The organism is Nioella sediminis (assembly GCF_001879695.1).
Lineage (GTDB): Bacteria > Pseudomonadota > Alphaproteobacteria > Rhodobacterales > Rhodobacteraceae > Nioella > Nioella sediminis.
The window spans coordinates 36,489-57,446 of the sequence record NZ_MNBL01000020.1 but is presented as its reverse complement, the minus strand read 5'-3'; the positions used below and the strand labels follow the sequence as shown (position 1 = coordinate 57,446).

Annotated in this window: 17 protein-coding genes; 10 read left to right on the top strand and 7 right to left on the bottom strand. The window is 63.9% G+C overall.

What is annotated here, in order from left to right; translation table 11 throughout:
* Positions 1-34: 34 nt before the first annotated feature.
* From BKY26_RS02350 to BKY26_RS02330, 5 genes are all read right to left on the bottom strand, one after another.
* The gene (locus BKY26_RS02350; protein WP_071688792.1) at positions 35-952 is read right to left on the bottom strand and encodes an ABC transporter permease; all 918 of its coding nucleotides are present in this window, start codon (positions 950-952) and stop codon (positions 35-37) included.
* A complete protein-coding gene (locus tag BKY26_RS02345) occupies positions 945-1,955 on the bottom strand; it encodes an ABC transporter permease (RefSeq protein WP_071688791.1) in 1,011 nt (336 codons plus the stop codon). The genes BKY26_RS02350 and BKY26_RS02345 overlap by 8 nt, the downstream gene beginning before the upstream one ends.
* A 92-nt stretch (positions 1,956-2,047) precedes the next feature.
* Complete coding sequence (locus BKY26_RS02340; RefSeq protein ID WP_071688790.1) at positions 2,048-3,757, bottom strand: peptide ABC transporter substrate-binding protein; 1,710 nt, start codon at positions 3,755-3,757, stop codon at positions 2,048-2,050.
* Positions 3,758-3,825: 68 nt separating this feature from the next.
* Positions 3,826-4,818, bottom strand: coding sequence for an ABC transporter ATP-binding protein (locus tag BKY26_RS02335; RefSeq protein WP_071688789.1), 993 nt, complete (start codon positions 4,816-4,818; stop codon positions 3,826-3,828).
* Entirely contained in the window at positions 4,811-5,818 is a 1,008-nt protein-coding gene (locus tag BKY26_RS02330) for an ABC transporter ATP-binding protein (protein WP_071688788.1), read from the bottom strand. The genes BKY26_RS02335 and BKY26_RS02330 overlap by 8 nt, the downstream gene beginning before the upstream one ends.
* Before the next feature lie 222 nt (positions 5,819-6,040).
* On the opposite strand from BKY26_RS02330, the gene argE reads away from it, so the two are divergent.
* From argE to BKY26_RS02295, 6 genes are all read left to right on the top strand, one after another.
* A complete protein-coding gene (gene argE, locus BKY26_RS02320) occupies positions 6,041-7,204 on the top strand; it encodes an acetylornithine deacetylase (protein WP_071688786.1) in 1,164 nt (387 codons plus the stop codon).
* The gene (locus BKY26_RS02315) at positions 7,201-8,547 is read left to right on the top strand and encodes an NAD(P)/FAD-dependent oxidoreductase (RefSeq protein WP_071688785.1); all 1,347 of its coding nucleotides are present in this window, start codon (positions 7,201-7,203) and stop codon (positions 8,545-8,547) included. The genes argE and BKY26_RS02315 overlap by 4 nt, the downstream gene beginning before the upstream one ends.
* Positions 8,548-8,649: 102 nt before the next feature.
* Entirely contained in the window at positions 8,650-9,819 is a 1,170-nt protein-coding gene (locus BKY26_RS02310) for a M20 aminoacylase family protein (protein WP_071688784.1), read from the top strand.
* Positions 9,820-9,833: 14 nt separating this feature from the next.
* Positions 9,834-11,000: a M20 aminoacylase family protein gene (locus BKY26_RS02305; RefSeq protein WP_071688783.1), complete on the top strand. Its 1,167-nt coding sequence runs from the start codon at positions 9,834-9,836 to the stop codon at positions 10,998-11,000.
* A gap of 20 nt (positions 11,001-11,020) precedes the next feature.
* Positions 11,021-12,184, top strand: coding sequence for a M20 aminoacylase family protein (locus BKY26_RS02300; RefSeq protein ID WP_071688782.1), 1,164 nt, complete (start codon positions 11,021-11,023; stop codon positions 12,182-12,184).
* Between the two features lie 5 nt (positions 12,185-12,189).
* The gene (locus BKY26_RS02295) at positions 12,190-12,786 is read left to right on the top strand and encodes an SAM-dependent methyltransferase (protein WP_071688781.1); all 597 of its coding nucleotides are present in this window, start codon (positions 12,190-12,192) and stop codon (positions 12,784-12,786) included.
* Here the strand turns inward: BKY26_RS02295 and moaA are convergent, their stop codons facing one another.
* Positions 12,787-13,797, bottom strand: coding sequence for a GTP 3',8-cyclase MoaA (gene moaA, locus BKY26_RS02290; RefSeq protein ID WP_071688780.1), 1,011 nt, complete (start codon positions 13,795-13,797; stop codon positions 12,787-12,789).
* 74 nt (positions 13,798-13,871) lie between these two features.
* On the opposite strand from moaA, the gene BKY26_RS02285 reads away from it, so the two are divergent.
* Together BKY26_RS02285 and BKY26_RS02280 are read left to right on the top strand one after the other, a co-directional pair.
* A complete protein-coding gene (locus BKY26_RS02285) occupies positions 13,872-14,324 on the top strand; it encodes a hypothetical protein (protein ID WP_071688796.1) in 453 nt (150 codons plus the stop codon).
* A 1-nt stretch (position 14,325) separates the two neighbouring features.
* Entirely contained in the window at positions 14,326-15,939 is a 1,614-nt protein-coding gene (locus BKY26_RS02280; RefSeq protein ID WP_071688779.1) for an AMP-binding protein, read from the top strand.
* A gap of 389 nt (positions 15,940-16,328) precedes the next feature.
* Here the strand turns inward: BKY26_RS02280 and BKY26_RS02275 are convergent, their stop codons facing one another.
* Complete coding sequence (locus BKY26_RS02275) at positions 16,329-17,612, bottom strand: DUF3422 family protein (protein ID WP_071688778.1); 1,284 nt, start codon at positions 17,610-17,612, stop codon at positions 16,329-16,331.
* A 300-nt stretch (positions 17,613-17,912) separates the two neighbouring features.
* Between BKY26_RS02275 and BKY26_RS02270 the strand changes: the two genes are divergently transcribed.
* The gene (locus BKY26_RS02270) at positions 17,913-19,487 is read left to right on the top strand and encodes a Re/Si-specific NAD(P)(+) transhydrogenase subunit alpha (RefSeq protein WP_071688777.1); all 1,575 of its coding nucleotides are present in this window, start codon (positions 17,913-17,915) and stop codon (positions 19,485-19,487) included.
* A gap of 13 nt (positions 19,488-19,500) precedes the next feature.
* Positions 19,501-20,934 (top strand): NAD(P)(+) transhydrogenase (Re/Si-specific) subunit beta, encoded by a 1,434-nt coding sequence (locus BKY26_RS02265; protein ID WP_071688776.1) that lies wholly within the window; start codon positions 19,501-19,503, stop codon positions 20,932-20,934.
* Positions 20,935-20,958: the final 24 nt, after the last annotated feature.

The following is a 20,958-nucleotide window of genomic DNA, read 5'->3' as shown; positions in this document are numbered from 1 at the left end:
GAGGTATTTGGACCAAGATGAATGGGCTGCGCGACTAGCGGCCACGAATTCTGGGATCGAGCGCGTCACGCAAACCGTCGCCGATATAGTTCACCGACAGAACGGTCAGCGAGATGGCAAGGCCCGGCCAGATCACCCGTTCGGGGTTGCGCTGCAGCCAGTCGGTGCCGTCGAACAGCAGCCGCCCCCAGGTCGGGAAGTCCGACGGGAAACCAAGCCCGAGGAAGCTGAGTGCGCTTTCGGTGATAATCGCGTTGGCAATGCCGAGCGTGGCCGAGACCATGATCGGCGACAGCACATTGGGCAGAACATGCCGGGTGATCATCCGGTAGGGCGGCGTTCCGATGGACCGGGCGGCCAGAACGAATTCCCGTTCTTTCAGCGCCAGCACGTCGCCGCGCACGATCCGCGCGGTCTGCATCCAGCTGGTGATGCCGATGACGAAGACGATCAGGATGAAGATACCCTTCTCCGGCCCGAACTGCGCGCGCAGCGTGTCGCGGAACAGCATGATGATGACCAAGAGCAGCGGCAGCAGCGGCAGTGCCAGAAACAGATCGGTCAGGCGCATCAGGATACCGTCGAGCCGTTTGAAATAGCCCGCCAGAACCCCCACCAGCGTGCCGACGACCAGCGCCAGCAGCATCGCTGTCAGCCCGACCAGAAGAGACGTCTGACCGCCCACCATGATCCGGGACAGCGTATCGCGGCCCAACTGGTCGGTGCCCATCGGGTGGGCCCAGGACGGGCCCTGGCTGCGGGCGCGGATGTCGATATATTGCGCGTCCAGCGTCCAGAAGATCGGGCCCAGAAAGACGAAGATCAGCACGAAGATGAAGAAGGCCGCGCCGATTACGGCGCCCTTGTGGGTCTTGAACTGGTCCCACACATCCCACCACTGGTTGCGCGGCTTCTGGTAGGTTTCCGCTTCGAGCGTGGTCAGATCAGTCATAGCGGATCCTCGGGTCAAGAATGCCGTAGAGCACATCGGCAATCAGGTTGAAGAGCACGATAAGCACCGCGAAGATGAAGGTCAGCGTCTGCACCGTGGGAATGTCGCCGCCCTGGATGGCACCGATCAGCAGATGGCCCAGGCCGTTCACCTTGAACACCTGCTCGGTGATGATGGCGCCGCCAAAGACCTGCGGCACGCCGAGCGCAATCACAGTCACCACTGGGATCATCGAGTTGCGCAGGACGTGAACCATGACTACGACGCTTTCCGTGAGACCCTTGGCGCGGGCGGTGCGCACGTAATCCTGGTTGAGGTTGTCGAGCATCGAGGCGCGCATGAAACGGCTGATCTGGCTGGTGATCTGTAGCGCCAGCACCATGACAGGCAGGATCATCTGCTTGAGCTGCACGACGAAGCTGTCCCAGTCGACCACCACATGGGTCGTGTCATAGACCGAAGGGAACCAGCCAAGCTGCACGGCAAAGATCACGATCACCAGAACGCCCGAGAAGAAGGGCGGAACCGAGAAGCCGACCATGGTGATGAAGGTACCGGCCTGGTCGAAGATCGAATACTGGCGATAGGCCGAGTAGATGCCAATGGGCAGCGCGATCAGAATGCCGACCACGTAAGCGGTGCCGACCACCCACAGGGTCTGGGGCATACGCTGTGCGATGATGTCCACAACGGGGCTGCGGGTCTGCCACGAGATCACGCGGGTGCGGTCGCCATCGCCGATGGTCCAGCCGGTCCATTGTTCGATGAGGTTCAGCGGCTCGTTCACGAAAAACTGCTGCAGCCACAGGGCAAAGCGGATGTGGATGGGTTCATCCAGGCCGAGCGAGGCCCGGATTTCGGCCCGCACCTCTGGCGGGATGGTCAGCGGCAGGCTGGCCGTGGGATCGGACGGGGCCAGATCGAGGATCAGGAAGATGATCAGGCTTATGAACAGAAGCGTCGGGATTGCCATGAACAAGCGACGGATCGTGAAAGTCAGCATGGGCGGGCGCCTCGGTTCAGAAGTCTGTACTGCGTGGGGTCTGTGAGGGGCCGCACCCCCGAAGGGATGCGGCTGCGGTGTTCAGATCGAGATCACTCGTCGATGCGATACCATTCTGCGATGTTCCACAGTTCGGAGTCCCAGTCGGACATGCGCACACCGCCGAGCGAGTTTGCATGGGCCGACACGCCACCGCGGTGGATCAGCGGGATGATCGAGTAGGACTGCATCAGCATGTCGTTCATCTCGCGCGCCAGGCGGCCACGCTCTTCGAGCGGTGCGGTCTGGCTCATCTCGGTGACGAGGGCATCATACTCTTCCGAGCAGAAGCGCTGGATGTTCGAACCCTGCCACTGGGTGTCCGGGCCCGGGATCTCGTTACAGCGCCAGTTGGCCATGTAGGCTTCGGGGTCCACACCAGCGAAGTTGTTGGTGTACATCTCCACGTCTGCATAGAACTTCTGGAAGGTATCGGGCGAAGCCGGGTCACCGCCGAAGAACACGGACGCGTCGATGTTGCGAAGCTCGGCGTCGATGCCGATCTCTGCCCACCACTGCTTGATCAGCGCCTGCGTGTCCTGACGGACGGCGTTGGTCGAGGTCTGGTAGAGCACGCGCAGCGGCGTGCCTTCGTATTCGCGCACGCCATCGCCATCGGTGTCCAGAATGCCCGCTTCATCGAGCAGCGCGTTGGCGCCGGCGATGTCCTGGGTCAGACAGCCGTCATTGGCGGTGGACGCATAGAGCGCCGGTGCGGGCAGCACGTTACAGGTGGGCTGGCCGCCTGCACCATAGCCGATTTCAACCAGCAGCGCGCGGTCGATGGCCATGGACATGGCCTGACCGATCACCGGGTTGGTCAGGAACGGGTGCGGTCCGCCTTCTGCGGTCGAACGTGCGTCGCCAAGGGCCGGATCGGGGTTGAACTGGTTGAGGTGCAGACGCTCAACCGAGGTGCCGAACGCGGTCACGACGGTGCCGATGCCGTTGGCTTCCATCTCGGCCAGAAGGGTCGGGTCGATCTGGAGGTTCCAGGCGTAGTCGAATTCACCGGTTTCCAGAACCGAGCGGGCCGCAGATGCAGCGTCGCCGCCACCTTTGAACACCACGCGGGCGAAGGCCGGCTGGTCGGGGTTACGGTAGTGCTCGTTCGCGACGAAGGTGATCACGTCGTTCGGGCGGAATTCTTCCACGACGAACGGGCCGGTGCCGATCGGGCCAAAGTTGGCCTCGGTGCACTCGGGCGCGGCCGCGCCAAGGCAGTCAGCGAACTGAGCGGCCTGAATGATCGGGCTCTCGGAGCCGACGAAGGCGGTGTAGGGGAAGGGCTTGGGTGCCGCGAAGTTCACGCGAACGGTGCGGTCGTCGAGGGCTTCCACGCTTTCCACGCCGTCGAAGTAGCTGGCCTGAGCGCAGCCGCCTTCGGGGTGGGTACAGTATTCCCAGGTGAAAACCGCGTCATTCGCGGTCACGGGCGTACCGTCGGACCACAGCAGGCCCTCGCGCAGGGTCCAGGTGATCGAGGTCAGATCCTCGGCCACGCCGCCGTTTTCAACGGTCGGGATGTCTTCGGCCATGAACGGCACAAGGTTGCCGTCGCTGTCGAAGCGCGCCATGGATTCCAGCACCAGCGAGGCGGATTCCACCTCTTTCGTGCCGCCCGAGAGATACGGGTTCAGCGTCGAGGGCGCCTGCCAGTAGATGATGTTGAGCTGGCCATCCGAGCCACGCTCGGCCATTGCGGCCACGGGGGCGAGGGCGAAAGCCGCCGCAGCCCCTAGCATGAGATGTCTTAACTTCATGTTGTCTCTCTCCTTGTTGGTCTCTTGAGCTCTTGTGACCTCATGGGTGCCGCCGTTCTTCGGCGATCTCATTGATTATACAGGTGGCAGGCAACGAAGCGGCCCGGTTCGATTTCGCGGAACTCGGGGTCTTCCTGCTTGCAGATATCCATGACTTTCGGGCAGCGGGTGCAGAAGTTGCAGCCCTGCGGCGGGTTCGACGGGCTTGGCACGTCGCCTTGCAAAATGACGCGGTTGGCAGAGTCATGCGCCGCCGGGTCGGGTTCGGGGACCGCCGACAGAAGCGCAATCGTGTAAGGGTGCTTGGGATCGTCATAGAGCCCCTCGCGCGGCGCAAGTTCCACCACCTTGCCCAGATACATCACCGCCACCCGATCCGCGATATGGCGGACCATGGACAGATCGTGGCTGATGAAGAGGTAGGTCAGGCCAAGTTCGGATTGCAGATCCTCCAGCAGGTTCACAACCTGCGCCTGGATCGACACGTCAAGCGCCGCAATCGGCTCGTCGCAAACGATGAATTTCGGGTTGAGCGCCAGGGCGCGGGCAATGCCGATGCGCTGACGCTGGCCGCCGGAAAACTCGTGCGGGTAGCGGTTGGCAAAGTCCCGGTTCAGGCCCACGGCATCCATGAGTTCATAGATGCGGTCCAGCCGTTCGGCCTTGGATTTCTTGGTGTGCTCGCGCAGAGGTTCGCCGATGATATCGGCCACCGACATGCGCGGGTTAAGGCTGGCCTGAGGATCCTGGAACACCATCTGCATCACGGGCCGCATCTTGCGCAGCGCGCTTTGCGAGGTGGTCGAGATATCGGTGCCATCAACCTCGATCGTTCCGGCGGTCGGATCGTAAAGCCGCAGCACCGCCCGCCCGCAGGTGGATTTGCCACAGCCGGATTCCCCCACGAGGCCAAGCGTCTCGCCCTCATAGATGTCAAAGCTGACGTCATCTACTGCCTTCACGTCGCCCGTGTGGCGGCGCAACAGGCCGGTATGGATGGGGAAATACATTTTTAGCCCGTTGACCGAGACGAGTTTCTTGCGCTGAGCCGTATCAAACATCGCGTGCGCCTCCGGTCTCGGGGTCCCAGAAACAGGCCACGTCATGGACAGGGCCAACCGGGTAGCGCGAAGGGTTTTCCCGCGCGCAGCGGTCAAACGCCTTGTCGCAGCGGTCGCGGAACGGGCAGGCCGTGGGATGGGCGCGCAGGATCGGGGGCTGACCCTCGATCACCTCCAGCCGCTCGGCCCGTTCGCCGCGCACATGCGGCACGGTTTCCAGCAGGGCGCGGGTATAGGGATGCTTGGGGTTGGCGAACAATTCGCGCACCGGCGCGTGCTCCACCACCTGCCCGCCATACATGACCAGAACCCGGTCGGCGATGCCGGCAATGACGCCGAGGTCATGGGTGATCCAGACCACCGCCATGCCAAGCTTGTCGCGCAGGTCTTTCATCAATTCGAGGATCTGCGCCTGGATGGTCACGTCAAGCGCCGTGGTGGGTTCGTCCGCGATCAGCACTTTCGGGTCGCAGGCCAACGCAATGGCGATCATCACCCGTTGCCGCATGCCGCCGGAAAACTGGTGCGGATAATCCTTGAGCCGCCGTTCCGCATCGGGAATGCCGACCAGTTCCAGCAGTTCCTTGGCCCGCACGCGCGCCTTGGCCTTGGACATGCCCATATGCTTGCGCAGCGGCTCCATCAGCTGGAAGCCGACGTTGAACACCGGGTTCAGCGAGGTCATCGGGTCCTGAAAGACAAAGCCGATCCGGGCGCCGCGAACGGCCCGCAATTCGTCATCGGTGGCAGTCAGCAGGTTCTGACCTTCGAAAAAGACACCCTCGCCGCTGACCACCGCAGGTGGTGCTGGCACAAGGCCGATCAGCGACATCATGGTCACGGATTTTCCAGAACCGCTTTCCCCGACAACGCCCAGAAGCTCCCCCGCCTTCAGGTGGAAGCTGACGTTGTTGACCGCGTGGACTTCGCCGCGGCGGGTTTTGAATACAGTCTTGAGGTCCTTGACATCAAGGACGGAGGGCTGTGCCCCATCAAGCATCACCAGACGCTCCTCACCGGTTGGACATCGCCCCGCCTCTGCCGGGCGGGTGCGTTCATTCCCGTCACGGTATCAGGAATTTCCCCCCTCGCAAGCGCTTTGAGGATGACCTTGGGTTCGGTTTTGACCATTCGGGCAAAATTTGAGCATTTGTCGGGGGTGGGCTTGACGGGCTGGCAGGGTAAGAAGAGGCTCAGGCGCGAAGCACAAAGGACCCTGACCATGCCCGCCGAGATGACCTCCCGCGACCTTCTTGAAAAGCTCGTTTCATTTCCGACAGTTAGCCGTGACAGCAACCTAGACCTGATTGACTGGGCGGAGACCTGGCTGACCGGGCTCGGGGCGCGTTGCTTCCGCGATTATAACGAGGATCGGACCAAGGCGAGCCTCTATGCGCATATCGGTCCCGACATCGAGGGCGGCGTCATTCTGTCGGGTCATACCGACGTTGTGCCGGTGGATGGGCAGAACTGGTCCACCGATCCGTTCTCCGTTGTCGAGAAGGACGGCAAGCTCTTCGGGCGCGGCTGTTGCGACATGAAAGGCTTCGATGCGCTGGCGATGGCGGCGATGGCGAAGGCGGCGAAGCTACCGCTCAGGAAACCCTTGCAAATATGCCTTTCCCGCGATGAAGAGATTGGCTGCACTGGTGCGCCACCCATGATCCGGCACATGCAGGGAACCTTGCCGAAAGCACAATTGGCGATCATCGGGGAACCCACGATGATGCAGGCGGTGACCGGCCATAAGGGGGGAATCGGTTACGACACCCATCTGCGCGGCTTCGAGGTTCATTCATCCATGATCGACGATGGCGTCTCCGCGATCATGGAGGGCGCCAAGCTGATCGACTGGGCCAACAAGATGAATGACGAGAATCGCGCCAAGGTTCCCCAGGGGGCAGATGCGCTGTTCGATCCTCCCTTCACGACGCTGCATGTGGGCATGATAGAGGGCGGCACCGCCCATAACATTACCGCCAAGGATTGCCATTTCGTCATGTCCTTCCGCTGTGTTCCGGGCGAGTCCATGGACGATTGGGGCGCGCGGTATGAGGCCGAGGTGCGGCGGCTGGAAGCGCAGATGCAGAAGGTGCATCCCTCCTGTTTCATCCAGATTGACCGCCGTTGGGACGTGCCGGGACTGAAGCCCGAGGAAAACGGTGCGGCGGAGGAACTGGTCCGACGCCTGACCGGCGACAATGCCACCCACGTTGTCAGCTATGGCACCGAAGCCGGGCAGTTCCAGCACGGCGGCTATTCCGCCGTGGTCTGCGGCCCCGGTAACATCGCGCAGGCGCATCAGCCCGATGAGTTCATCACCGTTGAACAGTTCGAGGCCGGGGAAAGCTTCATGGACCGGCTGTTGGAGACGCTCTGCGAATGACGGTTTTCCCGCTTGGCCTGCACCGGCCCGTGGAACATGCCGGCCCCCTGCCGGATGCGGCGGATGTGGTGATCATTGGCGGTGGCGTCATCGGGGTGATGACGGCCTATTACCTCGCCGAAAAGGGTCTGCGCCCCGTGGTCCTGGAAAAGGGACGGGTGGCAGCGGAACAGAGCGGTCGCAACTGGGGCTGGGTCCGCCAGCAGGGGCGCGATCCCGCCGAACTGCCGATCATGATGGAGGCGAACCGGCTGTGGAAAGACCTCGCCGCAGAGGTGGGCGAGGATCTGGGCCTTAAGCAATGCGGGCTGACCTATCTGGCCAGGAGCGAGGCCGAGATGGAGGGGTTTCAGAGCTGGCTGGATGCAGTTGCTGGGTCGGGCGTGGACAGCCGCTTGCTAAGCGCGCGTGAGACCGCCGACCTGCTTCCCGGCGGCAGGACGCCCTGGGCCGGAGCGCTGCATACGCCAAGTGACATGAAGGCCGAACCGTGGATCGCGGTGCCTGCGCTGGCGCGGGCCGCCGTGCGCAAGGGCGCGGTGATCGTGGAAAACTGCGCCGCGCGGCTGGTGGATGTCGCAGGCTGCAGGGTCGCGGGCGTCATCACCGAACAGGGCCGCATCCGCGCGCCCGAGGTGGTGGTCGCGGGCGGTGCGTGGTCATCGCTGCTTCTGCGCCAGCATGGCATCCGCATCCCGCAACTGTCGGTCAAGGCGACGGTCGTGGCCACCAAGGCGCTGCCCGATGTGCACGGCGGCGGCGCGACCGGGCAAAGCCTTGCCTTCCGCAGGCGCGATGACGGCGGCTATACGCTGGCCAATGGCGGGTTTCACGAGATCTTCCTGGGCTGGGACGCGTTCCGGCATGTGCCGAAATACATCCCCCAACTGCGCCGCGACCCATGGGGACGGGTCTACCACCCGCTGGCCCCGCGCGGCTATCCCGACGGCTGGTCCACCCCGCGCGTCTGGCGCGACGTGGACGAAACCCCGTTCGAACGCATGCGTGTCCTGAACCCTGAACCGCACCGCAAGACCGTCGCGCGCCTGCTGCACCAGTTCGGGCAGGAGTTTCCCGCGCTTGGCCGGGTCGAGGGCGCGCTGGCCTGGGCGGGCATGATCGACACCATGCCCGATATCGTGCCCGTGGTGGATCGCGCCGACAGCCTGCCGGGCCTGTCGATTTGCACCGGCATGTGCGGGCATGGCTTCGGAATCGGTCCGGGATTTGGGCGGGTAATGGCCTCTCTGATCACGGGCGAGGAGGTGGGCCACGACCTGACGCGCTTCCGTCTTTCGCGCTTCTCGGATGGCTCCCGGATCGAACTCGGCCCGGACATATGACGCGACGTGCCGTCAGATTGGCGGCACGCCCCCTTGCCGGGATTTGAACAATCGGTCAGGTTTCCCCTGACCCCTTTCATTGCTTTGGTAAGGAATCTGCGAATGCCCGTGAAGAATCGTCTTGCCGAATTGCTGCCCGAGATCACCGAGTGGCGGCGCGACCTGCATGAGAACCCGGAGATTCTCTACGACCTGCCGCGCACCACGGCGCTGGTCGAGGAAAAGCTGCGCGCCTTCGGCTGTGACGAGGTCGTGCCGGGCGTGGGCCGGTCCGGCGTCATCGGCGTGATCAAGGGCAATTCCGACAGCAAGGGCCGCGTCATTGGGCTGCGCGCCGACATGGACGCGCTGCCGATGGATGAAAAGACCGGGTTGCCCTATGCCTCCAAGACCGCTGGCAAGATGCATGCCTGCGGCCATGACGGGCACACGGCGATGTTGCTTGGGGCCGCGAAATACCTTTCCGAGACCCGCAATTTCGACGGCACAGTGGTGCTGATCTTCCAGCCCGCAGAGGAAGGTGGGGCAGGTGGCAAGGCCATGGTCGATGATGGCATGATGGAACGGTGGGGCATCCAGGAGGTCTACGGGATGCACAATGAACCGGGCCTGCCCGTGGGCGAATTCGGCGTCAGCCCCGGCCCGATCATGGCCGCCGCCGATGAGATCGAGATCGTGATCCGGGGCCGGGGCGGCCATGCCGCACAGCCCCATAACGTGATCGACCCGGTGCCAGCCGCCTGCGCCACGGTCATGGCGTTGCAGACCGTGGCCAGCCGCAACGTGGACCCGATCAAATCCGTGGTGGTATCGATCTGCGTGATGACCACCGAAAGCGCGGCAACCAACGTGATCGACGATTCGGTGCGGCTGGCGGGCACGATCCGCACGCTCGATGAAGAGGTGCGCGATATGGCCGAGGTGCGCATCATCGAGATCGTGAACGCCACCGCCGCTGCCTATGGCTGCACCGCCGAAATCCACTATCAGCGCGGCTATCCGGTGACCGTGAACCACGAGGAAAACGCCGAGATCGCCGCCGATGTGGCCCGCGCTGTCGCGGGGGACACCCGCGTGCGCTATGGCCGTCCGCCGCGCATGGGTGCCGAGGATTTCAGCTACATGCTGCGCGCCCGCCCCGGGGCGTTCATCAACGTGGGCAATGGCGACAGCGCCAAGGTCCACCACCCCGAATACAACTTCAACGACGAGGCGATCCCCTACGGATGCAGCTTCTTCGCCGAACTTGTCGAACGACGAATGCCCGCCTGACAGGAGACCGCGCCATGCCCGTGAAGAACAGCCTTGCCGAGATGCAGCCCGAAATCGCGGGCTGGCGCCGCCACCTGCACCAGCACCCGGAACTGATGTACGAGGTGCATGAAACTGCCGCTTTCGTCGTGGACCGCCTGAAGGAGATGGGGGTGACCGACATCACCCCAGGCATCGGCAAGACAGGCGTGGTCGCCGTCATCAAGGGCAAGACCGACACCAAGGGCCGTGTGATCGGGCTGCGCGCCGACATGGACGCGCTGCCGATCCACGAGGCATCGGGGGTTGATTATGCCTCGACCGTACCGGGCAAGATGCATGCCTGCGGCCATGATGGGCACACCTCTATCCTGCTCGGAACCGCGAAATACCTGGCCGAGACGCGGAATTTCGACGGCACCGTTGTGCTGATCTTCCAGCCCGCCGAGGAAGGCGGCGCAGGCGGCAAGGCCATGTGCGATGATGGCCTGATGGATCGTTGGGGCATCCAGGAGGTCTATGGCCTCCACAACATGCCCGGCCTGCCCACGGGGCAATTCGCGATCCGACCCGGCGCGCTGCTTGCGTCTTCGGATGAATTCGAGATCAAGGTGACGGGCAAGGGCGGCCACGCCGCCGCGCCCCATCACGCCATCGACACGACGCTGGTGGCCTCGCAAATCGTGGTCAGCCTGCATTCCATCGTGTCCCGCAATGTCGATCCGATCAAGCGCGTGGTGTTGACCGTGGGCACGTTCGAGACCGACAGCACAGCGTCCAATGTCATCGCCCATACGGCGACGCTTCGGGGCACGGTGCGCACGCTCGACCCCGAATATCGCACCATGGCCGAGGAACGGGTGCGGCAGGTGGCGGAATCGACCGCCGCCGCCTTCGGCGCAACGGCAGAGGTGATCTGGACACCGGGCTACCCCGCCACGATCAACCACGAGGAAGAAACCCGCCACGCGGCCGAGGCCGCCGCCGCCGTCGCGGGCCATGTCATCGATGATGTCGATCCGATCATGCCGTCGGAAGATTTCGCCTACATGCTGGAAGAACGCCCCGGCGCCTATATCTTCCTTGGCAATGGCGACACGGCCATGTGCCACCACCCCGCCTATGTTTTCGACGACGACGCGATCCCTGCCGGTTGCAGCTTCTTCGCAGAACTCGTTGAACGCCGCATGCCGGCGCAATAACCCGAACCAGGAGAGAGAGAATGCCCGTCAAGAACCGCTTCGCGGAACTGCTGCCCGAAATCACCGAATGGCGGCGCGATATCCATGAGAATCCCGAAATCCTGTTCGAAACCCACCGGACCTCTGCCCTGGTGGCCGAGAAGCTGAAGGAGTTCGGCTGCGATGAGATCGTGACCGGCATCGGGCGCACCGGGGTTGTTGGCGTGATCAAGGGCAAGTCTGACGCGAGCGGCAAGGTGATCGGTCTGCGCGCCGATATGGATGCGCTGCCGATGAACGAGGAAACCGGGCTGCCCTATGCCTCCAAAACGCCCAATGCCATGCATGCCTGCGGCCATGACGGGCACACCGCCATGCTGCTTGGGGCGGCGAAATACCTGTCCGAGACGCGGAATTTCGACGGCACGGTCGTTGTCATCTTCCAGCCCGCCGAAGAAGGCGGCGGCGGCGGCAAGGAGATGTGCGACGATGGCATGATGGACCGGTGGGGTATTCAGGAGGTCTATGGGATGCATAACTGGCCGGGCCAGCCCGTCGGCAAGTTCGCCATCCGATCCGGCGCGTTCTTTGCGGCCACGGACCTGTTTGAGATTACCGTGACGGGTCGCGGCGGTCATGGCGCGAAACCGCAGGAAACCATCGACCCGACCGTGACGGCGGCGCAGGTGGTGACGATGCTGCAAACCATCGCCAGCCGCAATGCCGACCCGGTGGAAAACATCGTGGTGTCCGTGACGTCTATCGAAAGCAGCTCCAAGGCGTTCAACGTGATCCCGCAAAGCGTCCATCTGAAAGGCACCGTGCGCACCATGTCGCCCGAGATGCGCGACCTTGCCGAGACGCGCCTGACTGCCATCGCGGAACAAGTCAGCGCCGCCATGGGCGGAAGCGCAGACGTGCGCTATCAGCGCAACTATCCGGTGATGGTGAACCACCCCGAGCAGACCGAATTCGCCGCCGAGGTCGCCCGCGCCGTTTCCGGTGATTGTGACGAGGCGCCGCTGGTCATGGGCGGCGAGGATTTCGCCTTCATGCTGGAGGAACGCCCCGGCGCCTATATCCTCGTCGGCAATGGCGATACGGCGGCGGTGCATCACCCGGAATACAACTTCACGGATGAGGCGATTCCGGCAGGCTGCAGCTGGTGGGCCGAGATCGTGGAACGCCGGATGCCGGCGGCCTGACGCGCATGTGGGAGGACCGATACAGATCGGCCGGGGACTACCTGTTCGGTATCGCCCCTGCCGGGTTCCTGACCGACAACCCCGGCTGGATGCAGCCGGGGCAGCGCGCGCTTTGCGTCGCGGATGGCGAGGGGCGCAATTCCGTGCATCTTGCCGAACGGGGGTTGGAGGTCTCGGCCTTTGACATGGCCCCGACAGCGGTGGAACGGGGCCGTGCCCTGGCGGCTGCGAAGGGCGTGGTGGTGGATTACGACGTCTCGGACTGGGCCGGGTGGGACTGGTCGCAGACCTATGATCTGGTGGTCGCGATCTTCATCCAGTTCGCCGATCCTGCCGCGCGGGTGGGCCAGTTTGCGGATCTGCGCCGTGCCGTGGCCCCGGGGGGCGTTCTGATGCTGCATGGATACACGCCGGAACAGGTCGACTATGGCACCGGAGGGCCGGGCAACCGGGCGCATATGTACACAGCCGATCTGTTGCGAGAGGCGTTCGCGGATTGGCAGGTGGAGCGGCTTGCCGCCTATGAACGCGATGTTCAGGAGGGCCGGGGCCATTCCGGGCGCTCGGCGCTCATTGACCTGATCGCGCGCAAGCCCGCCTGATCAGCCGCCGGTGTGGCTCATGTGGCGGGTCATCTGGCCGTCCACGGTCTGCCGGGAATAGTCGAAATCGTGCCCCTTGGGCTTCAGCGCGATGGCGGCGCGAATGGCCTCTTCCAGCACCGCATTATCAGGCGATGCCCTGAGCGGCGCGCGCAGATCGGCCATGTCTTCCTGACCGAGACACATGTAAAGCTCACCCGTGCAGGTCAGCCGCACCCGGTTGCAGCTTTCACAGAAATTATGGGTAAGCGGCGTGATGAAGCCGATCTTTTGGCCGGTTTCCTCGACCTTTACATAGCGGGCCGGCCCGCCCGAGCGTTCGGCCAGATCGGTCAGCGTGTAGCGTTCCGCCAACCGCGCGCGGAGGTCCTTGAGGCTCCAATACTGGTCCAGCCGGTCTTCGTTGCCCAGGTCACCCATGGGCATGACCTCGATCCAGGTCAGATCCATGTCGCGGCTGGCGCACCAATCCTGAATGGTGAAAAGCTCCTCTTCGTTGAAGCCCTTCAGCGCCACCGCGTTGATCTTGACCCGCAGACCCGCCTTCTGCGCCGCGTCGATGCCGTTCAGCACCTGCGGCAGGCGACCCCAACGGGTGATGTCGGCGAATTTCTTCTCGTCCAGCGTGTCGAGCGAGATATTCACCCGCCGCACTCCTGCGGCGTAAAGCTGGTCCGCAAAGCGCGCCAACTGGCTGCCATTGGTGGTCAGCGTCAGTTCGCGCAACGCGCCGCTGTCCAGATGCCGTGTCATCGAATCGAAAAAGGTCATGATCCCCTTGCGCACCAGGGGTTCGCCCCCTGTGATCCGCAGTTTCTTCACCCCAAGCCGGATGAAGGTCGAACACATGCGGTCCAATTCTTCCAGCGTCAGAAGCTCCTTCTTCGGCAGGAAGGTCATGTTTTCAGACATGCAATAGACGCAGCGGAAATCGCAGCGGTCGGTGACCGAAACGCGCAGGTAGTCGATGGCGCGGGCGAACGGGTCTATCAGGGGGGCGGGCGTTTCCATATTGAGAAGGTAGTTTGCGCAGGCAGGCGCGGCAAGCGTTGATGCGTGCGATTTTTGCGCCTAGGCTTCGCATCATGACACAGATCTTCCGCGCCCTTCTGGCCCTTGCCCTCGTCGCCTCGCTTGCCGGGTGCGGTGGTGGGTTCCGCCCCCTGTCTTTCCTGAACCGCGACCGCGAGGCCAGCGCCGTGCCGCCGCCCTCGGTGGCCAGCGAAACAGAGGAGGAGACGGAAGACGGCGAAGAGCCGGAAGAGGAGGCCGCTGCGGCCCCAGCCTCCGGCGTGCTTGGCACGACCGTGGCCTCTCTGGGCGACCCGACAGCGCCGGGGCTCTGGCTGGAAACGCCTTTGGTGAGCGTGGAAACCGAGGGCCGGTTGGAAGCTGAGAATGGCAACTCCGTCGAGGTCACCCTGCGCCCGAGCGGCGGCGAAGCAGGGTCCGGCAGCCGCATCTCCCTGATGGCGATGCAGGCCCTTGGGCTTGGCTTGACGGATCTGCCGACGCTGACGGTCATTGCTGGCGGATAACATGGACCGGTGTCTGTTCCGGGCCGAGGCCCGGTGGGAAGATCTGCGCGCGGGCTTTCACTGGGACATCCCTGAGCGGATGAATATCGCACGGCTGTGCTGTGATGACTGGGCCGCGATCCGTCCGGATCAGGTCGCAATCATCCATATCGGACAGGATGGCCAGCGGCAGGAATGGACCTATGGCCAGCTCAAGCGCGCCTCTGACGGGCTGGCCGTGGCACTGGCGGCAAAGGGCGTGGGCAAGGGTGATCGGGTGGCGGTTCTGCTGGCGCAGCATCCCTTTGTTTTGCTGACCCATATGGCGGTGATGAAGCTGGGGGCCGTGGTGCTGCCGCTGTTCACGCTCTTTGGTGAGGATGCGCTGCGCTACCGCCTGTCGGATAGCGGCGCGCGGGCGGTGGTGACGGACCCCGCCAATCTGGATCGGGTGATGGCGTTGCAGCCCGATCTGCCGGGGCTGGAGGTGGTGATCTCGACCGGGTCTGCGCCTGCGCCGGTTCTGTCGCTGCCCGATCTTATCGAGACGCCCGCACGGGGATTCGCGGCTGCCGATACGCTGGCCGAAGACCCGGCGATGATGATCTACACCTCGGGCACCACGGGCGATCCCAAGGGGGTGCTGCACGCGCATCGCTTCCTTTATGGTCATCTGCCCTGCATGGAGATCAGCCAGGGCCTGTTCCCGCGTCCCGGTGATGTGGGCTGGACGCCCGCGGACTGGGCCTGGATCGGCGGATTGATGGACATGGCAATCCCTTGTCTTTACTACGGAATTCCCCTGGTCAGCCATCGCTTTTCCAAGTTTGAGCCGGAGGCCGCGTACCGGCTTTTGGCGGCGGAAAATGTGACCAATGCCTTCATTCCGCCGACCGCGTTGCGGCTGATGAAACAGGCCCCGGTGGGGCAGGGGCTGTGCCTGCGCGCGGTCAGCTCCGGGGGCGAGCCCTTGGGGGCGGACATGCTGGAATGGGGCGAGGCGCGGCTCGGGGCCGAGATCAACGAGCTTTACGGACAGACCGAGGCCAACCTGATCGTGGCGGCTCGGTCTGCGATGATGACCCGTGTTCCCGGCGCCATGGGGCTGCCGGTGCCGGGACATGAGGTGCGTTTGCTTGGGTCTGACGACCGCGAGACAGGCGCGGGTGAGGTGGGCGAGGTTTGCCTGAGAATGCCCGATCCGGTCGCCTTCCTGCGCTATTGGAACAAGCCGGAAGCGACGGAAAAGAAAGTGAAAAACGGCTGGCTCCGGACCGGAGATCTGGCGACACGCGGGGCGGATGGACAGATCACTTTCCACGCGCGGGATGACGATGTGATCACATCGGCGGGGTACAGAATCGGGCCGTCTGAGATCGAGGCGGCGCTGGTGCGGCACCCGGATGTGCTGATGGCCGCGGTGGTGGGGGAGCCTGACCCGATCCGCACGGAGATCGTCGTGGCGCATGTGGTTCTGCGGGACGGTGCGGAGTGGGAGGGGATGGAAGAGGCCCTGAAAACGCTGGTGAGAGAGCGTGTCTCGGCGCATCTGGTGCCGCGCAAAGTGATCCGGGCCGAGAGCCTGCCGATGACCGCCACCGGCAAGATCATGCGCCGCGCGTTGCGGGGTCAGTGAGGCGAAAAACAGGGGGATGCCATGCGTACACCCCCTGTGCACCCCCCGTACACCCCCCGTGCATATGCAATGGGGAAATGATGACGGGTGCGTACTGGGCCACGGACCAGGTGTCGAACCAGCCGGAGGCAGGGTGCCTGGTCGGCAGTTTCATGAATCCATGGCTCTTACTTGCTGGCGCTCATCAGGTTTCGCCGCCTGCCGGCGTCGACCCGGGGGCGGCCCTCGTCAGGCCCCTGCGGGGCCCTCCTCGGGCCGCGTTGCCACGGAAGTGTGGTGAGGGAGTCGCGTCGCCGGGCGGGTGGTTCGGGTGGATGGTTCGGATGCCTCCGGCGGAGGTATTTCTCGCCAAGATGAAAGGGGAGGGGCAGGCATGTCGCGGAGCGCGGTTAGTGCACCATCTTCTTGATGCGGCGGGTCATGAGCCAGACGGCGGCGATCACCGGCAGGACGAGGGCGGCGGTGACCCAGGGTTTCTCGATGCCGAATTCGTAAGCCACGGGGGCGAGCAGGTAGCTGAGCAGGCTGACCGCGTAGTAGCTGATGGCCACCACCGAGAGCCCCTCGACCGTTTCCTGCAGGCGCAGTTGCAGGGCGGCGCGGCGGTCCATGCTTTCCAGCAGGTCCTGGTTCTGGGCGGAGCGGCCGACCTCGACCTTGGTGCGCAGCAGCTCACCGGCGCGGAAGGCGCGGTCGGTCATGGACCTGAGCCGCGTCTCGGTGCTTTTGACCGTGCGCATGGCGGGGTCGAAGCGGCGCAGCATGAATTCGGCAAAGGTCTGGCGGCCCGCGAAACGTTCCTCGCGCAGGATCTCGATGCGTTGCTGCACGATGGCCTCATAGGCGCCGGTCGCGCCAAAGCGGAAGGAGGCGCGGGACATGAGGTTTTCAAGCTCGGTGGCATAGGTCAGAAGCTGGTCGAGCTGCTGGTCCGGCGCAGTGCTGTCGCCGGTCATGTCGCGCAGCAGCGCCGAGAGGCCGGTGTCGATCTGGGCCATGCGGGCGTTAAGCTCGCCCGCCTTGGGGAAGCCGAGCATCGCCATGGCCTTGTAGGTCTCGATCTCGCACAGGCGCTGGACGATGCGGCCGATCCGTGCCGGGCCGGCCTCGGGCCTTGGAAAGATCGCGAAACGCATATGGCCCGCCGGGTCGATGCGGAAATCGCTGGCCAGCACCGCATTGCCGTCGAGCACCCGGTTGGCGGCGAGGCTTTCGGGTTCGAACCAGTCCTTGAGGCAGGTGGAGATGGCGTCATCATCCGCGATGCCTTCGGAAATGCGGAAATGCGCCGACGTGATGCGCGGGCCGGGGGCGGTGGCCATCCAGTCCTGAGGAAAGAGATCCCAGATCGCGGAATCGAAGGGGCGGTCGCTTAGCCCCTCGCCATGAACCAGGTAGGTCACGAATTCCGTATGCTGTTCCCACTTGAGGTGATAGCGCCCGAGCTTGCCGGAAAAATGGGTGGCGCCGGGCTTGGGGTGCTGCGCGTCGTAGCGGTCGAGCAGGGCGATCAGGTGGGCGCGGTCGGCATCACGGTCGCGGGCGGCGGCGTTCTTGACCGGTTTCAGGGCGATGATCGCAGCCTGGCTGCCGTGCCGAATCGAAGGGAAGGGGCGGGCGTGCAGCTCATTCGCCAGGTCATAGCGCTGAGGGTGATCGGGGAAGCTTGGCATCGGTGGTCCTTTGGCGCGGTTGCCTAGCGATAGCCTGTTCGCCGTGGTTTTCAACAATATTAAATTAATGAAATGAATGGGTTGGACGTGTGCAACGGTATACCGAGCGATCTAAGCCCCGCTGGGCGATGGACTTTTCCCGGCCGGAGGGTGACGCAGGGTCAGATGGTCGCGGGCGATTGGGGGGCTGCCGTGTCGTAAATGAGCCCTGCGGCGTCCATTCCGTTGTAGCCGGGGGCTGTGCACTGTAAAAGCGCCTGCAACGCCCGGACAACGGGATCAAAGGGAAAGGGGATCAGTGTGAAGATAGGCGCTCCCAAGGAGATTGAAGCCGGGGAAAATCGCGTTGCGATGACACCGGACAGTGCCGTGCAGCTGCAGAAATTGGGCTATGACTGCCTGATCGAGGCTGGCGCAGGTGAAAAGGCGGGATTTGCGGATGCCGATTACGAGGCGGCCGGTGTCAGCGTGGTGAAGACCGCGGCGGCGCTTTGGAAAGACGCCGACATCATCGCCAAGGTCCGCATTCCCAACGAGACTGAACTCAAGCGGCTGACTGCCGACAAGACATTGATTTCGTTCTTCAACCCGGCGGGGAACGAAGAGGGAATGGAACTGGCCAAGGCCAAGGGTGCCAATGTGATCGCCATGGAAATGGTGCCCCGGATCAGCCGCGCGCAGAAGATGGACGCGCTGTCCTCCATGGCCAATATCGCGGGCTACCGGGCCGTGATCGAGGCGGGCAACAACTATGGCCGCTTCTTCACCGGGCAGATCACGGCGGCGGGCAAGGTGCCGCCTGCCAAGGTTCTTGTCGTGGGCGCGGGCGTGGCGGGTCTGGCCGCGATCGGCACCTCGACCAGCCTCGGCGCGATCACCTATGCGTTCGACGTGCGGCCCGAAGTGGCCGAGCAGGTCGAATCGATGGGGGCCGAGTTCGTCTATCTCGATTTCGAGGAAGAGGCGCAGGATGGCGCGGCGACAGGCGGCTATGCGTCCGTCCAGTCCGAAGAGTTCCGCAACGCGCAGCTCGCGAAGTTCCGCGAACTGGCGCCCGAGATGGATATCGTCATCACCACGGCGCTGATCCCGAACCGTCCGGCGCCGAAGCTGTGGACCGAGGACATGGTCGCGGCGATGAAGCCGGGCTCTGTCATCGTCGACCTCGCTGCCGAACGGGGCGGCAACGTGGAAGGCACGGTGATGGATGAGAAGGTGGTGACCGAGAACGGCGTCACCATCATCGGCTACACCGATTTCCCGAGCCGGATGGCCAGCCAGGCCTCGACGCTTTACGCCACCAATATCCGTCACATGATGACCGATCTGACGCCCGAGAAGGACGGGCAGGTCGTGCACAACATGGAAGACGACGTGATCCGTGGCGCGACCGTGACCTATCAGGGCGAGATCACCTTCCCGCCGCCGCCGCCGAAGATCCAGGCGATCGCGGCGCAGCCGAAGAAGGACGCGCCCAAGGAACTGACCCCGGAAGAGCGCCGGGCGCAGGAAGTGGCGGCCTTCAAGGCGCAGACCAAGCAACAGGTGACGCTGCTTGCCGTGGGCGGCGGGCTGATCCTGCTGGCGGGGCTTTATGCACCAGCCAGCTTCATGCAGCATTTCATCGTCTTCGTGCTGAGCGTCTTCGTCGGCTTCCAGGTGATCTGGGGCGTGGCGCATTCGCTGCATACGCCACTTATGGCGGTAACCAACGCCATTTCGTCGATCATCATCCTGGGCGCCCTGATGCAGATCGGGTCGGGCAGCTGGCTGGTCATCCTGCTGGCAGGGCTCAGCGTGTTCATGGCCGGGATCAACATCTTCGGCGGCTTCCTCGTGACACGGCGCATGCTCGCCATGTTCCAGAAATCGTGAAGGGGTAGGGATTATGGAATTCGGATTCACGACGGCGGCCTATGTGGTCGCGGCGGTTCTCTTCATCCTTTCGCTGGGCGGTCTGTCCGGGCAGGAAAGCGCCAAGCGTGCGGTGTGGTACGGCATTGCCGGCATGGCGTTGGCGGTCTTTGCGACCCTTATCGGTCCCGGATCGGGCCTGTGGCTGCTGTCGATCCTGCTGATCGCGGGCGGCGGTATCATCGGCTGGTACGTGGCCAAGAAGGTTGAGATGACCGAGATGCCGCAGCTGGTTGCCGCAATGCACTCGCTGGTGGGCCTTGCGGCGGTGTTCGTGGGCTTCAACGCCCATTTCGAGCTGGTCCGCGTGCTGGGCATGGAGCCGGAGGCGCGCGAGGCGCTGACCGGGTTTGCCGAACTGCTGGCGCATAAATCGGTGATCGAGCAGAACATCCTGCGGGTTGAACTGTTCCTGGGCATCTTCATCGGGGCGGTGACCTTCACCGGGTCTGTGGTGGCCTATGGCAAGCTGGCGGGCAAGCTGACCTCGGCGGCGACCAAGCTGCCCGGCGGTCACGCGCTGAACGCGGGCGCGGCGGCTTTGTCGGTCATCTGCCTGATCTGGTACTTCAACTCGGGCGGCTTTTTCCCGCTCTTCATCATGACGCTGGCGGCGCTCTTCATCGGCTATCACCTGATCATGGGCATCGGCGGCGCCGACATGCCGGTCGTGGTGTCGATGCTGAACAGCTACTCGGGCTGGGCCGCGGCGGCGATTGGCTTCTCGCTCGGCAATGATCTGCTGATCGTGGTGGGGGCGCTGGTCGGCTCCTCCGGTGCGATCCTGTCCTACATCATGTGCAAGGCGATGAACCGGTCCTTCATCAGCGTAATCCTGGGCGGCTTCGGCGGCACCGCGGGCCCCGCGATGGAGATCGAGGGCGAACAGGTGGCGATTGACGCCGATGGCGTGGCGACGGCCCTCAATGAGGCCGACAGCGTGATCATCGTGCCGGGCTACGGCATGGCGGTGGCGCAGGCGCAATCGGCGGTGGCCGACCTGACGCGCAAGCTGCGCGCGGCGGGCAAGGAGGTGCGCTTTGCCATCCACCCCGTTGCGGGCCGTCTGCCGGGGCATATGAACGTGCTGCTGGCGGAAGCCAAAGTGCCCTATGACATCGTGATGGAGATGGACGAGATCAACGAGGACTTCCCGTCCACCGACGTGGTGATCGTGATCGGCTCGAACGACATCGTGAACCCGGCGGCGCAGGAAGATCCCAACAGCCCCATCGCCGGCATGCCGGTGCTGGAGGTGTGGAAAGCCAAGCAGGTCTTCGTGTCCAAGCGCGGGCAGGGCACCGGCTATTCCGGCATCGAGAACCCGCTGTTCTACAAGGAGAACACGCGCATGTTCTACGGTGACGCCAAGGCCAGCATCGACTCGCTTCTGCCAAAGATCAGCTGACGCCCGTCGAACCTGAAATCAGAA

What these genes read in the sequence shown, in the direction of transcription:
- BKY26_RS02350 (WP_071688792.1), bottom strand. Translation starts at nt 952, where the DNA reads ATGACTGATCTGACCACGCTCGAAGCGGAAACCTACCAGAAGCCGCGC.
- BKY26_RS02345 (WP_071688791.1), bottom strand. Translation starts at nt 1,955, where the DNA reads ATGCTGACTTTCACGATCCGTCGCTTGTTCATGGCAATCCCGACGCTT.
- BKY26_RS02340 (WP_071688790.1), bottom strand. Translation starts at nt 3,757, where the DNA reads ATGAAGTTAAGACATCTCATGCTAGGGGCTGCGGCGGCTTTCGCCCTC.
- BKY26_RS02335 (WP_071688789.1), bottom strand. Translation starts at nt 4,818, where the DNA reads ATGTTTGATACGGCTCAGCGCAAGAAACTCGTCTCGGTCAACGGGCTA.
- BKY26_RS02330 (WP_071688788.1), bottom strand. Translation starts at nt 5,818, where the DNA reads ATGCTTGATGGGGCACAGCCCTCCGTCCTTGATGTCAAGGACCTCAAG.
- argE (WP_071688786.1), top strand. Translation starts at nt 6,041, where the DNA reads ATGCCCGCCGAGATGACCTCCCGCGACCTTCTTGAAAAGCTCGTTTCA.
- BKY26_RS02315 (WP_071688785.1), top strand. Translation starts at nt 7,201, where the DNA reads ATGACGGTTTTCCCGCTTGGCCTGCACCGGCCCGTGGAACATGCCGGC.
- BKY26_RS02310 (WP_071688784.1), top strand. Translation starts at nt 8,650, where the DNA reads ATGCCCGTGAAGAATCGTCTTGCCGAATTGCTGCCCGAGATCACCGAG.
- BKY26_RS02305 (WP_071688783.1), top strand. Translation starts at nt 9,834, where the DNA reads ATGCCCGTGAAGAACAGCCTTGCCGAGATGCAGCCCGAAATCGCGGGC.
- BKY26_RS02300 (WP_071688782.1), top strand. Translation starts at nt 11,021, where the DNA reads ATGCCCGTCAAGAACCGCTTCGCGGAACTGCTGCCCGAAATCACCGAA.
- BKY26_RS02295 (WP_071688781.1), top strand. Translation starts at nt 12,190, where the DNA reads ATGTGGGAGGACCGATACAGATCGGCCGGGGACTACCTGTTCGGTATC.
- moaA (WP_071688780.1), bottom strand. Translation starts at nt 13,797, where the DNA reads ATGGAAACGCCCGCCCCCCTGATAGACCCGTTCGCCCGCGCCATCGAC.
- BKY26_RS02285 (WP_071688796.1), top strand. Translation starts at nt 13,872, where the DNA reads ATGACACAGATCTTCCGCGCCCTTCTGGCCCTTGCCCTCGTCGCCTCG.
- BKY26_RS02280 (WP_071688779.1), top strand. Translation starts at nt 14,326, where the DNA reads ATGGACCGGTGTCTGTTCCGGGCCGAGGCCCGGTGGGAAGATCTGCGC.
- BKY26_RS02275 (WP_071688778.1), bottom strand. Translation starts at nt 17,612, where the DNA reads ATGCCAAGCTTCCCCGATCACCCTCAGCGCTATGACCTGGCGAATGAG.
- BKY26_RS02265 (WP_071688776.1), top strand. Translation starts at nt 19,501, where the DNA reads ATGGAATTCGGATTCACGACGGCGGCCTATGTGGTCGCGGCGGTTCTC.